The organism is Martinezella lusitana (genome assembly GCF_010668395.1).
Lineage (GTDB): Bacteria > Pseudomonadota > Alphaproteobacteria > Rhizobiales > Rhizobiaceae > Rhizobium > Rhizobium lusitanum_A.
The window spans coordinates 365,628-379,113 of sequence record NZ_WUEY01000001.1 but is presented as its reverse complement, the minus strand read 5'-3'; the positions used below and the strand labels follow the sequence as shown (position 1 = coordinate 379,113).

Below are 13,486 nucleotides of genomic sequence, written 5' to 3'. Positions count from 1 at the left end.
AATTCACCACGCAACACGAATTTGACGTTTACGCAAACGTCAATATTTTGTAAGAGTAGGTCAGTGGCCGGAATCTGAGGTCCGGCGGCGAATTGGAGGAATTCGAAAGATGCCAGTCTACAAGGCCCCCGTGAACGATACGCTCTTCGTCCTGAACGATGTGCTCGGGCTGGAGCGCTACAACAATCTTCCGGGTTATGCCGACGCCACGCCCGACATGATCGAGGCGATCGTCGGCGAAGCGGCCAAGATCTCGGAAGAGGTGCTGTTCCCCCTGAATTATTCCGGCGATCAGGAAGGCTGCGTGCGCCATGACGATGGCACGGTCTCGACGCCGAAGGGCTTCAAGGAAGCCTATCGCGCCTATCGTGAAGGCGGCTGGCTCGGCCTCGCCGTGCCGGAGGAATTCGGCGGCCAGGGGCTCCCCTATGTCCTGCACTGCGCCGTCGGCGAATATACTTCCGCCGCCAACATGTCGCTGATGATGTATCCGGGCCTGACGCAGGGCGCGATCGCGGCGATCCTCGTGCATGGCTCCGACGAACAGAAGCAGACCTATCTGCCGAAGATGGTCGAGGGCACCTGGTCCGGCACCATGAACCTCACCGAGCCGCATTGCGGCACCGATCTCGGCCTGCTGCGCACCAAGGCGGTTCCTCAGGCCGACGGCAGCTACAAGATATCGGGCCAGAAGATCTTCATTTCCGCCGGCGAGCACGACATGACGGACAATATCGTCCATCTCGTTCTTGCCCGCATCGAAGGCGCGCCCGAAGGTACCAAGGGCATCTCGCTGTTCATCGTGCCGAAATTCATGGTGAAGGAAGACGGCTCTCTCGGTGCCCGCAACCCGGTCGCCTGCGGCGCGATCGAGCACAAGATGGGTATCCATGGCAACGCGACCTGCGTCATGAACTATGACGAGGCGACGGGCTTCCTGATCGGCGCCGAGAACAAGGGTCTCAACGCCATGTTCGTCATGATGAACGAAGCGCGGCTGGGCGTCGGCCTGCAGGGTCTCTCGATTGCCGAGATCGCCTATCAGAATGCCGCCAACTATGCCCGCGAGCGCATCCAGGGCCGCTCGCTTTCCGGTCCGAAGGCGCCGGACAAGAAGGCGGACCCGATCATCGTCCATCCCGATATCCGCCGTTCGCTGATGACCATCCGCGCCTTCAACGAGGCCGGCCGCGCCTTCCTTCTCTGGACGGCGCTGAAGTCCGATATCGCCCATCGCTCGCCCGACGAAAAGGAACGGCAGTCGGCTGACGATATCCTCGGTCTGGCAACGCCGATCCTCAAGGGCGTGATGACCGACAAGGGCTTCGAGCACGCCGTCATGGCGCAGCAGGTCTTCGGCGGCCACGGCTATATCGAAGAACACGGCATGAGCCAGTATGTTCGCGATGCCCGCATCGCCATGATCTACGAAGGCGCCAACGGCATCCAGGCGCTCGATCTCGTCGGCCGCAAGCTGGCGCTGAACGGCGGCCGCGCCGTCATGGCCTTGTTCAAGGAAATCGGCGACTTCTGCGAGGAGAACCGCAACGACGAGCAGATGGCTTTCTTCACCAAGCATCTGAAGAAGGGCTTGAACGATGTGCAGGCCTCAACCATGTGGTTCATGCAGAATGCCATGGCCAAGCCCGACAATGCCGGCGCCGGCTCGACCGACTACATGCACCTCTTCGGCCTCGTCGTCCTCGGCTATATGTGGGCGAAGATGGCGAAGGCGGCGCAGACAGGCCTTGCGGCGGGCGACAGCGCGCGCGAGGATTACCTGAAGAACAAGCTTGTCACGGCACGGTTCTACATGGAGCGCATCATGCCGGAAACGGCGCTGCGCAAGGCCCGTATCGAAACCGGCGCCGACACGATGATGGAGTTGGCAGCGGAAGCCTTTTGACGGGATCCCTTCTCCCCATTGGGGAGAAGGAGAGTTATTGGAAGGCGGCTTGCCGCCGCAGGGAGATGAGACATGACCGAGGTTTTCATTTACGACCATGTGCGCACGCCGCGCGGGCGGGGCAAGAAGGACGGGTCGCTGCACGAAGTCCCCTCCGTGCGCCTCGCCGCCAAGACGCTGGAAGCCATCCGCGACCGCAACGGCCTCGACACAGAAACCGTTGACGACATCATCATGGGCTGCGTCGATCCGGTCATGGAAGCCGGCGCCGTCATCCCGAGGGGTGCTGCCTTCGAAGCGGGCTATTCAACCAAGGCGCCTGGCATGCAGATTTCCCGCTTCTGCGCCTCCGGTCTCGATGCCGTGAACTTTGGCGCGGCCAAGATCGCGCAGGGGGCTGATGATATCGTCATTGCCGGCGGCGTCGAAAGCATGTCGCGCGTCGGTCTCGGCATGTCCGGCGGCGCATGGTTCATGGATCCCTCCGTCAACTTCCCGGCCTATTTCATGCCGCAGGGCGTATCTGCCGACCTGATCGCCACCAAATACGGTTTCTCGCGCGATGATGTCGACGCCTATGCCGTCGAGAGCCAGAAGCGGGCCGCCAATGCCTGGGCAAAGGGCTACTTCAAGAATTCCGTCATCCCGGTGAAGGATATCAACGGCTTGACCATTCTCGACCGCGACGAGCATATGCGTCCCGGCACGGACATGCAGGCGCTTGCCTCGCTCAACCCCTCGTTCCAGCTGCCGGGCGAAATGGGCGGCTTCGAGGCCGTCGGCATCCAGGCGCACCCGGAAGTGGAGCGCATCAACTACGTCCATCATGCCGGCAACTCCTCCGGCATCGTCGATGGCGCGGCCGCCGTGCTGCTCGGCTCCAAGGCGGGCGGCGAGAGCATGGGTCTGAAGCCGCGCGGCCGCATCAGGGCCTTCGCCAATATCGGCTCCGACCCGGCGCTGATGCTGACCGGTCCCGTCGACGTCACCGAGAAGCTCCTGAAGCGCAGCGGCATGACGCTCGCCGACATCGATCTGTTCGAGCTCAACGAAGCCTTCGCCGCCGTCGTGCTGCGCTACATGCAGGCCTTCGACATTCCGCATGACAAGATCAACGTCAATGGCGGCGCCATCGCCATGGGCCATCCGCTCGGCGCGACCGGCGCGATGATCCTCGGCACGGTGCTGGACGAGCTGGAACGCCGCGATCTCAACACCGCGCTGGTCACGCTCTGCATCGGCGCCGGCATGGGCACCGCCACGATCGTCGAACGCGTCTGAGGGAGGGAAAACCAATGGCCTACACGAATTTCACCGTCGAAACGGACGCAGACGGGATCGCGCTCGTCACCTGGGACATGCCCGGCAAGTCCATGAACGTCTTCACTGCCGAGATCCTGGACGAGCTTGGCGCCATCATCGACGCGACCGTCGCCGATGCCGCTGTCAAGGGCGTGGTCTTCACCTCGGGCAAGTCCTCCTTCTCCGGCGGCGCCGACTTGTCGATGATCAAGTCGATGTTCTCCTTCTATCATGAAGAAAAGGCCAGGGATCCGGGGGCGGCCGCGCAGAAGCTCTTCGATCTCGTCGGCCGCATGACCGGCCTGTTCCGCAAGCTCGAAACCTGCGGCAAGCCGTGGGTCTCGGCGATCAACGGCACCTGCATGGGCGGCGCTTTCGAGCTGTCGCTGGCTTGCCACGGTCGCGTCGCTTCCAGCGCCAAGAGCGTCAAGATCGCGCTGCCTGAAGTCAAGGTCGGCATCTTCCCCGGCGCCGGCGGCACGCAGCGCATCCCGCGCCTGACGGACGCTCAGTCGGCGCTGCAGATGATGACGACGGGCCAGTCGCTGACGGCCGCACGCGCCAAGGCGATGAACTTGGTGCATCAGGTGGTCGAGCCGGATCAGCTGATCCCGGCTGCCAAGCAGATGATCAAGGACGGCCTGAAGCCGGTAGCACCGTGGGACGAGAAGGGCTTCAAGGCGCCGGGCGGTGGCATCTGGACGCCTGCCGCAGCCCAGCTCTGGCCGGCAGCCCCCGCCATCCTGCGCCGCGAGACGTCGGGCAATTATCCGGCCGCGCTCGCCATCCTGAAATGCGTCTACGAAGGCCTGCAGGTTCCCTTCGATACCGGCCTGAAGATCGAGCAGCGCTATTTCACCCATGTGCTGCAGACCACCGAAGCCTATTCGATGATCCGCTCGCTGTTCATCTCCATGCAGGAGCTTGGCAAGGGCGCCCGCCGCCCGGCAGGCCAGCCGAAGACGGAGCTGAAGAAGGTCGGCGTCGTCGGCGCCGGCTTCATGGGTGCTTCCATCGCCTATGTCACCGCAGCCGCCGGCATTCCGGTCACGCTGATTGACCGCGATATCGAGGCGGCAACCAAGGGCAAGGGCGTCGGCGAAGGCCTGGTCAAGGACTCGGTCGGTAAGGGAAGGCTGACGCAGGACGAGGGCGCTGCTTTGCTCTCCCGCATCACGCCGTCGGCCGATTATTCCGATCTGAAGGATGCCGATCTCGTCATCGAGGCGGTGTTCGAGGATCGCGAGGTCAAGAAGGCCGTCATCGAGGCCGTGGAAGCCGTGCTGCCGGCGGGCGCCATCTTCGCCTCCAACACCTCGACGCTGCCGATCACCGGTCTTGCAAAGAATTCCAAGCGTCCGGTCGATTTCATCGGCGTCCATTTCTTCTCGCCGGTCGAGAAGATGATGCTGACCGAAGTCATCCTCGGCAAGGAAACCGGCGATCGTGCCATTGCTGTTGCGCTGGATTACGTCGCCGCCATCAAGAAGACGCCGATCGTCGTCAACGACACGCGCGGCTTCTTCGTCAATCGCTGCGTCTTCCGTTACATCCACGAAGCCTATGACATGCTGATCGAAGGCGTGCCCGCGGCCATGATCGAGAACGCCGCCAAGATGGCCGGCATGCCTGTGGGACCGCTGGCGCTCAACGACGAAGTTGCCATCGACCTGTCCTACAAGATCCTCAAGGCCACCGTCGCCGATCTCGGCGAGAAGGCTGTTGATCCGCGTCACATGCAGCTGGTCACCGGCCTCGTGGAAGGCGAGGGGCGTCTGGGCCGGAAGAATTCCAAGGGCTTCTACGACTATCCGCCGAAGCCGGCCAAGAAGTCGCTCTGGCCGAGCCTCAAGGATCTCTATCCGCAGAAGAAGGCCGATGACGTCGATGTCGCCGTGCTGAAGCAGCGCTTCCTCGTCACCATCGCGCTCGAGGCATCCCGCACCATCGAAGAGGGCATCGTCACCGATCCGCGCGAGGCCGATGTCGGCTCCATCCTCGGCTTCGGCTTTGCGCCTTACACCGGCGGCGCGCTGTCCTACATCGACGGCATGGGCGTGAAGGTGTTCGTGGAGCTCTGCGAAAAGCTGGCGGCCGCCTACGGCCCGCATTTCCAGCCGACGGCGCTGCTCAAGGACATGGCCGCGAAGGGGGAGACCTTCTACGGACGCTTCGACCCTTACGGCGCCAAGAAGGCGGCTTGAGGCGACAACCATAGTTGACGGCAAATAAACCGGCCGCTCCTGTCGGGAGCGGCCGTCTTCGTTCGTCCTCTGCTTGAGTTCGTCAAACCGAGGAGAGTGACATGATCGAGATCATCGGCAATCGCGACAAGGCCGAAGCCGTCAATGCTGTGCTTGCAAGCTGGGCTTCCGCTCTCGGCAACAAGGATGCCGCCGGTGTCGTCAGGCATTTGAGCGACGATGTCGTCAGCTTCACGCTTGCGGCGCCTCTGGTGCACAAGGGCAAGGGCGAGAAGGGTCTGGAGGGCTGGTTCTCGACCTGGGAAGGGCCGATCGGCGGCGATGCCGTCGATGCGAGGCTGATCGTCGGCGAGGATGTCGCCTTCTGGACCGGTCTCGTGCACATGACCGGCAGGAAGACCGACGGCGTCGATGTCGATCTATGGTTTCGCCAGACGCTTGGCCTCAGAAAGGAGGCCGGCATCTGGAAGATCGTCCACGAGCATGCATCGGTGCCGTTTGCGATGGACGGAAGCGGCCTCGCCGAGCTTGGGCTTAAACCGTAAGATTTGTCTTACGCAATGCTCAGTGGCTTTTCCCGGCCGGCGCGCAAGGCAAAGACGCCCCAGCCGACCAGCAGCAGGATCGCCGCCGCGTAGATATCGGCGGCCTCGGCAAACCCGAGCGCCTTCGAGAGAAAGCCTGCCAGAATGGCGGGCACGCTGAAGGCGAGATAGCTCTGAATGTAGAAGGCCGAAAGCAGCCCGGCGCGCTCGTCCGGCTTTGCCAGCGGCATGATGCTTCTCACCGTGCCAAGGAAGGTCGCCCCGAAGCCGGCGCCGGCGATCACGGTTCCGGCGGCGAGGATCGACACCTCGGCCGCATGCACGCCGGCAATCACGGTCAACACGCCGAGCGTCATGCTCGCTATACCGAACTTCATGGCGGTTGCGGCCGATCTCCTGCGCAGCAGGAACACGGCCGCAGCGCCGCTGATTGTCAAGGCTGCGACGACGGAGCCGCCGACCAGGGGCATCGTGCTGCCGGTGGTCGCGCTCACGAGCGAGGGCACCAGCGACAGATAGAAGCCGCCAAGCGCCCATACGGCGACATTGATCGGCGTCAGCGCCAGCAGCGTGCGGCGCACCTGCGGCGGAACGGCGACCTCAGGCTTCAGCGACGCAAGCAGCCCGCTTCGGCGCTGCGTCGTCTCCGGCACCAGCCAGAGCAGCGCCGCCTGCAGGACGAGAAGGGCGAGCGTGATGATATAGACGAGCAGCATCGGTGCAGGCGCGAACTGCACCAGCAGGCTGGTGCCGAGCGCGCCGACGGCCATGCCGGCAAGCGGCGCGAGGCTATTGGTGATCGACCCCTTGATCGGATCGAGATCGACGAGGGCGGCGCCGATGGAGCTTGCCGCAGCGCCCGTTGCCAGGCCCTGCACGATGCGGGCGGCAATCAGCCAATCCGGGCCTTCGGCCATTAAAAACAGCGCCATCGCCACCATATTGAGGAGGATCGACGCGAAGATCACCGGACGGCGGCCGAGATGGTCTGAAATCGAGCCGACGATGAGCAGCGCGGCGAGGAGGGCGAAGGCATAGACGGCGAAGATCACCGTGATCAGCACCGGCGAGAACGCGAAGGCCTGCTGGTAAAGGCGATACAGCGGCGTCGGTGCGGAGGAGGCGGCAAAGAACAGCGCGCTGGTGGCGGCGTAATAGAGCGGCGCCAGGCGTCTGGCCGATGAAATCGGCGCGCTGGCGGTGGAATCGAGAGAGGTCATCGACTATATCCAAGCTTAAAGCTAAAAGATTGCGTTAGGCAGATATAAGTCGCCCGATGAACAAAAGCAAATAATTTGCGTTAGTGGGTGGCGCATGGTCGCTCGCGATCGGCAAAAAGGGAAAGATTGGCAAAGGCTTATGAGCTACAGAGAAAATCCCCGCCCCGGCGGGCGCAGCGCCAGGGTGCAGGCAGCGGTGCATCAATCCGTCCGCGATATGCTGGCAACGATGGACCGCGCCGACGTCACGATCCCCTTGATCGCACAGCGCGCCAATGTCACGCCGTCGACGATCTATCGCCGCTGGGGCGATCTTCAGGAGTTGCTGGCCGACGTGGCAGCCTCGCGCCTGCAGCCGGAAAGCGAGCCGGCCAGGATCGGCAGTGCCCGCCGGGATCTGGAGGTGTGGGTCGAGCAATATGCCGATGAAATGGCCTCCGGCGTCGGGCGGCAGATGCTACGCGACGTTCTTTCCGCTGCCGACGGAGCAAATGCGGAACGATGCAGCGGCTACACGCAGCACCAACTCGCCGCCCTCATCGCGCGGGCGCAGAAATCTGGCGAGCCCTTTCCGACCCAGGCCGAACTCATGGATCATGTCATCTCGCCGATCATCTACCGTATTCTTTTCGATCAGGCGCCCGGTGCGGATTATGTGCGTGAACTCATCGCAAAAGTGATGCCGCAAAGTTGAAGCACTGTCGCTCATGGCGAACGACTCAAGGCAGATGCCTTCAAATCTAGTATCCGGAAAATTCCGCGGCGTTGCTCGCAACCGACGAACAAATAGCTGCGGATATGCACGGGTAAATTGACTAACCCACGGAATCATCTTGGGATATTCGCGCCTACGTGACGTTTCCCGCCAATTTGCTGTTGAAAAATAAGGAAAAAGATGATGCTAATCATCATTAGTGAATTCAACGGCAACGCGAAGGGGACTGCTCAATGCTTAATGAATTCAAGGCATTTATCGCGCGTGGCAACGTCATGGATCTCGCGGTCGGCGTGATCATCGGCGGTGCTTTCGGCGGTATCGTGAAATCGCTGGTTGACGATATCATCATGCCGATCGTCGGCGCGATTTTCGGCGGCTTCGATTTCTCGAACTACTTCATCGGCCTCGCCTCCGGGGTCAACGCGCCGACGCTTGCCGCGGCCCGTGCCCAGGGCGCGGTTCTCGCCTACGGTAGCTTCATTACCGTCCTGATCAACTTCCTGATCCTCGCCTGGATCATCTTCCTCATGGTCAAGGGCGTGAATGCGCTGCAGACCCAGGTCGCGCGCAAGGAAGAGAAGGTTGCCGAGGCAGCGCCGCCGCCGGCTGACGTTCAACTGCTGACGGAAATTCGCGATCTCCTCGCCAAGCGCTGATAGGCTCAGCTCAACGTTTTTAAAAGCCTCGGTCCCGCAAGGGCCGGGGCTTTATTCATCACCAAAATCGATCGGTCACTAAGGCAAAGTCATGGGATTTGTCCGCCGCTCTGCTTTATGAAGGCAGAAACCGGAGACTTTGCATGTCGATACTTGATAGCCTCAGCCCGCGGGCGCTCGCAGCACCTGAAAGCGGGATCGTCGAAGTGGTCAATTATGCCCGCGGCCGCGAAGGCCTGCTGCCGCTTTGGGTCGGCGAGGGCGATCTGCCGACGCCGGATTTCATCAACCGCGCCGCCATGGCTTCGCTCAACGCCGGCGAGACCTTCTACACCTGGCAGCGCGGTATCCCAGAACTGCGCCAGGCACTCGCCGATTATTACGGCCGGCATTTCGGCACCTCCCTGCCGATGGAGCATTTCTACGTCGTCGGCTCCGGTATGCAGGCGATCCAGCTTTCCGTGCAGGCGATCACCTCTCCCGGTGACGAAATGGTCTATCTGTCTCCCGCCTGGCCGAATATCGCCGCCGCGCTGGAGATATCGGGCGCGCGCTCGGTCGCCGTGCCGCTGCAGTTCGAACATGGCAAATGGACGCTCGACCTCGGCCGTCTGGAGGCGGCGATCACGCCGAGGACCAAGGGGCTCTTTATCAATACCCCGTCCAACCCGACCGGCTGGACGGCGACCCATCAGGATCTCCGCGATATTCTGGCACTGGCGCGCAAGCATGATCTCTGGATCATGGCCGACGAAATCTATGCGCTGTACTATTATGCCGGCGGCCGCGCGCCGAGCTTCCTTGATGTCAAGGAAGCCGACGACAAGATCCTTTTCGTCAATTCCTTCTCGAAGAATTGGTCGATGACCGGCTGGCGCGTCGGCTGGATCGTCGCCCCGGCCGAGCTTGGGCAGGTGATCGAGAACCTCGTGCAATATTCGACATCGGGCGTTGCGCAATTCATGCAGAAGGGTGCGGTCGCGGCGCTGAACGAGGGCGACGATTTCGTCCGCTCCAACATCGCCAAGGCGACCCGCTCGCGCGACATCCTCTGCGATGCGCTCATCGCCACCAATCGCGTGCAGACGCTGAAGCCGGATGGCGCGCTCTATTCCTTCCTCAAGATCGACGGCGTGACCGACAGCCGCAAGGCGGCCATCGACATCGTCGACAAGACCGGCGTCGGCCTTGCGCCCGGAACGGCCTTCGGCAAGGGCGGAGAGCTGTTCATGCGCGCCTGCTTCCTGCGCGATCCGGCGCAGGTCGCCGATGCGGCGGAGAAGTTGAGCCGGTATATTTTGGATTTGTAGGGACGGCCGGTGCGCCGCAGCTGGCAGCTTTCGACTTGGATGGTCCGCACCCCCTCTGTCACCAAGTGACAGAGGGGGGTGAATACTCTCCAAGTTCACCAAAATTGCCGTCGCGCATCCGATCGATAAAATGCAATCGATCCACGAAATCCCCTCCTAACCATCCCGGCAATCTTTTCCGCCCGCCTGTCCGCTTTTAATCAATTTCGCAGGGGAAGCGGTCCCATATGGTGTCGATGAGACTTGGCGGGGACGCGAAGAATGACGGTGTTGGTGACGGGCGGAGCCGGTTATATCGGTAGCCACATGGTCTGGAGATTGCTGGATGCGGGCGAGGACGTCGTGGTTCTCGATCGCCTCTCCACAGGGTTCCGCTGGGCGGTTCCGCCGGCTGCCCGCTTCTATCTCGGCGATATCGCGGACGAAGCGCTGCTGCAGATGATTTTCGCCGAGAACGACATAGAGGCCATCATCCATTTTGCCGGCTCGGCCGTGGTGCCGACGTCGATCGAGGATCCCCTGGCATACTATGAGAACAATACCGGCAAGACGCGCATCCTCATGAGCGCCGCCGTCAGGGCCGGCATCCGCCATTTCGTCTTCTCCTCCACGGCCGCGGTTTACGGTCAGCAGCCCGCGGATCGGCCGGTCAGCGAAACCGCGCCGCTGCGTCCGGAATCGCCCTATGGTCAATCCAAGCTGATGTCCGAGTTGATGCTGCGCGATGCCGCGGCAGCCTATGATTTCCGCTATGTGGCGCTGCGCTATTTCAATGTTGCCGGCGCCGATCCGCTCGGACGGGCGGGCCAGTCGACCGACGGCGCCACCCATCTCATCAAGGTCGCCTGCGAGGCGGCCCTTGGCCGCCGTCGTCAGGTGGATATCTACGGCACCGATTATGCGACGCATGACGGCACCGGTGTTCGCGACTACATCCACGTCAGCGATCTCGTGGAAGCACATCTGACGGCCTTGCGGCATCTGCGCAGCGGCGGCCGGTCCCTGGTTGCCAATTGCGGCTACGGCCAGGGCTACTCCGTGCTCGACGTGCTCAATATGGTCATGCGCGTCTACGGCCGTGCCTTCCGCATCCACATCGCCCCGCGCCGGCCGGGCGACATGGCCAGCGTCGTTGCCGATGCGACGCTTGCTCGTCGCGAACTAGGCTGGACGCCCACATACAATTCCCTGGAAACGATCGTCCGTTCGGCGCTGGATTGGGAGCTTCACCTTGCCGAGCGCGCCGGGTTCGACGCCGCCGGGCTCAACAAGATCTACGCCGCCCCGAGCATCCTGTAACGGGGCGGGCGGCTTCAGCTTTCCGTGCCTCTCCAGGGTCCCAGAAAAGCCGGCGCATTCCGATGCACCGCATCCATCAGGAAATCGATGACGGTGCGCACGCGCGGCGACTGGCGCAGGTCGCGGTGGCAGGTGATCCAGTAGTGGCGCCTGAGATCCACCTCCTGCGGCAGGACGACCTGCAGATCCGGGTGCTTGCCGGCGATGAAGAACGGCAGCACGCAGAGCCCCTGGCCGTTCTTCGTCGCGGTCAGCTGCGCAAAGATGCTCGAGCTCTGGAACTGCGGCTTTATGCGCGGGTGCACGTCGCCGAGATAGTCCAGGCCCGGTGCGAAGATCATGTCCTCGATATAGCCGACGAAAGCGAAATCCGGCAGGTCGTCGCGGCTTCCGATCGGCGGATGGCGGGCGAGATAATCGCGCGATCCGTAGACCTGCAGGTGATAGTCGGTGAGCTTCTCGGTAAAATAAGGGCCGGCCTTCGGCGGGTCGAGCACGATGACGATATCGGCCTCCTTGCGCGAAAGCGACATGATCTGCTGGATGGTGATCAACTCCAGCGAAATGTTCGGATGCCGGGCGGTGAATTCGGGCAGGACGCCGGTGAAGAAGAAGTTTGAAAATCCTTCCGGCGCGCTGATGCGGACAACGCCCCGTTGCGCCGCCGATCCGGCGGAAAGATCGGCGCGAAGACGCTCGGTTTCCTGCTCCATGCGTTCGGCGGTGTCGACGAAGCGCTGCCCCATTGATGTCAGCATGTAGCCGCGCGGATTGCGCTCGAAGAGCTTGACCTTGAGGGCGAATTCCAGCCGGTCGATGCGGCGCGAAACGGTGGCATGGCTGGTGCGCAGCTGTCGCGCCGCGGTTGAAAGCTGCCCGGTCCGCGCGACGGCGAGAAAGAACTGCAGATCGTCCCAGGTGAAGTGCGGCGCGTTCTTCATTCTTCCCCTTTCTGTTCAAAAATGAACAGACGCTGTTTGGAATTAATTGCAATCGCGACTTGCGTCAACGCGGGAATTCCGTGATCCTGCGCCCGGGAAAAGTCGTTTTGAGGAAAGCGGCTGGCCAATTCTGAACAGATTCGTTTTTGCCAAATCTCTGGGAGGAGAGGACATGCGAAAGAGTCTCATTGCATCCCTGGCATTTCTGCTTGCAACCGGCACCGCGGCCTTCGCCGACGGTGCATCCGATGGTGTCGTCAAGATCGGCATCCTCAACGACCAGTCCGGCGTCTATGCGGACTTCGGCGGTAAATCGTCGGTAGAGGCCGCCAAGATGGCCGCGGAGGATTTCGGCGGCAAGGTTCTCGGCGTTCCGATCGAGATCGTCGATGCCGACCACCAGAACAAGCCCGATATCGCCTCCAACATCGCCCGCCAATGGTATGACCAGGATAAAGTCGACGCCATCATGGAGCTGACGACCTCTTCCGTCGCGCTGGCCGTGCAGGCCGTCGCCAAGGAAAAGAAGAAGATCGATATCGTCACCGGCGCCGCCACGACGGATCTCACCGGCTCGCAATGCTCGCCCTATGGTTTCCATTGGGCCTATGACACGCACGCGCTCGCCGTCGGCACCGGCGGCGCGCTCGTCAAGCAGGGCGGCGATACCTGGTTCTTCCTGACGGCGGATTACGCCTTTGGCTACTCGCTCGAGCAGCAGACCAGTGATTTCGTCAAGGCGAACGGCGGCAAGATTTTGGGCTCCGTCCGTCATCCGCTGTCGACGAATGATTTCTCGTCCTTCCTGCTGCAGGCGCAGTCGTCCGGCGCCAAGGTCATCGGTCTTGCCAATGCAGGCCTCGACACGTCGAACGCCATCAAGCAGGCCTCGGAATTCGGCATCACCCAGGGCGGCCAGCATCTGGCGGCGCTGCTCTTCACGCTCGCCGAAGTCCACGGTCTCGGCCTGCAGGCGGCGCAGGGGCTGACGCTGACGGAAGGCTACTACTGGAACCTCGACGACAAGAGCCGCGAATTCGGCAAGCGCTTCTTTGCCCGCACCGGCAAGATGCCGAACATGATCCACGCCGGCACCTATTCCGCTGTCATGCAATATCTGAAGGCGGTGCAGAAGGCCGGCACGGATGATACCGAGGCCGTTGCCAAGGAACTGCACGAAATGCCTGTCGACGATTTCTTCGGTCGCGGCGGCACGGTCGGCGCCAACGGCCGCATGATCCACGACATGTATCTGCTTCAGGTCAAGAAGCCGGAAGAGAGCAAGGAGCCGTGGGACTATTTCAACGTGCTGGCGACCATTCCTGGCAAGGAAGCCTATATCGACCCGGCCAAGAGCGGCTGCGATCTCGTCAAGCAATAGGGCT

The 13,486-nt window shown here is 62.2% G+C and carries 11 protein-coding genes; 9 read left to right on the top strand and 2 right to left on the bottom strand.

Translation table 11 applies throughout. The annotated features are described in order from the left end of the window. Window positions 1–109: 109 nt before the first annotated feature. The 4 genes from GR212_RS01820 (at window position 110) to GR212_RS01805 (ending at window position 5,957) form a co-directional block, all read left to right on the top strand. Complete coding sequence (locus GR212_RS01820) at window positions 110–1,906, top strand: acyl-CoA dehydrogenase C-terminal domain-containing protein (protein ID WP_163984746.1); 1,797 nt, start codon at window positions 110–112, stop codon at window positions 1,904–1,906. Between the two features lie 72 nt (window positions 1,907–1,978). Next, the gene (locus GR212_RS01815; RefSeq protein WP_163984745.1) at window positions 1,979–3,187 is read left to right on the top strand and encodes an acetyl-CoA C-acetyltransferase; all 1,209 of its coding nucleotides are present in this window, start codon (window positions 1,979–1,981) and stop codon (window positions 3,185–3,187) included. A gap of 14 nt (window positions 3,188–3,201) precedes the next feature. Further along, window positions 3,202–5,412, top strand: a complete 2,211-nt coding sequence (locus GR212_RS01810; RefSeq protein WP_163984744.1) for a 3-hydroxyacyl-CoA dehydrogenase NAD-binding domain-containing protein — start codon at window positions 3,202–3,204, stop codon at window positions 5,410–5,412. Between the two features lie 101 nt (window positions 5,413–5,513). After that, complete coding sequence (locus GR212_RS01805; protein WP_163984743.1) at window positions 5,514–5,957, top strand: YybH family protein; 444 nt, start codon at window positions 5,514–5,516, stop codon at window positions 5,955–5,957. Window positions 5,958–5,965: 8 nt separating this feature from the next. Here GR212_RS01805 and GR212_RS01800 read toward each other — a convergent pair whose 3' ends face one another. Beyond that, complete coding sequence (locus GR212_RS01800; protein WP_163984742.1) at window positions 5,966–7,177, bottom strand: MFS transporter; 1,212 nt, start codon at window positions 7,175–7,177, stop codon at window positions 5,966–5,968. Window positions 7,178–7,316: 139 nt separating this feature from the next. Between GR212_RS01800 and GR212_RS01795 the strand changes: the two genes are divergently transcribed. From GR212_RS01795 to galE, 4 genes are all read left to right on the top strand, one after another. Further along, complete coding sequence (locus GR212_RS01795; protein ID WP_163984741.1) at window positions 7,317–7,871, top strand: TetR/AcrR family transcriptional regulator; 555 nt, start codon at window positions 7,317–7,319, stop codon at window positions 7,869–7,871. A gap of 254 nt (window positions 7,872–8,125) precedes the next feature. Further along, entirely contained in the window at window positions 8,126–8,551 is a 426-nt protein-coding gene (gene mscL, locus GR212_RS01790; protein WP_163984740.1) for a large conductance mechanosensitive channel protein MscL, read from the top strand. Window positions 8,552–8,694: 143 nt separating this feature from the next. After that, the gene (locus GR212_RS01785) at window positions 8,695–9,861 is read left to right on the top strand and encodes a pyridoxal phosphate-dependent aminotransferase (protein ID WP_163984739.1); all 1,167 of its coding nucleotides are present in this window, start codon (window positions 8,695–8,697) and stop codon (window positions 9,859–9,861) included. A 261-nt stretch (window positions 9,862–10,122) separates the two neighbouring features. Then, window positions 10,123–11,160 carry a UDP-glucose 4-epimerase GalE gene (gene galE / locus GR212_RS01780; protein ID WP_163984738.1) on the top strand — a complete coding sequence of 346 codons (1,038 nt, stop codon included), beginning with the start codon at window positions 10,123–10,125 and terminating at the stop codon, window positions 11,158–11,160. A gap of 14 nt (window positions 11,161–11,174) precedes the next feature. Here the strand turns inward: galE and GR212_RS01775 are convergent, their stop codons facing one another. Next, the gene (locus tag GR212_RS01775) at window positions 11,175–12,101 is read right to left on the bottom strand and encodes a LysR family transcriptional regulator (protein WP_163984737.1); all 927 of its coding nucleotides are present in this window, start codon (window positions 12,099–12,101) and stop codon (window positions 11,175–11,177) included. A gap of 172 nt (window positions 12,102–12,273) precedes the next feature. Here GR212_RS01775 and GR212_RS01770 point away from each other — a divergent pair, with 172 nt between their 5' ends. Further along, on the top strand, window positions 12,274–13,482 hold the full coding sequence (locus GR212_RS01770; protein WP_163984736.1) for an ABC transporter substrate-binding protein: 1,209 nt from the start codon (window positions 12,274–12,276) through the stop codon (window positions 13,480–13,482). Window positions 13,483–13,486: the final 4 nt, after the last annotated feature.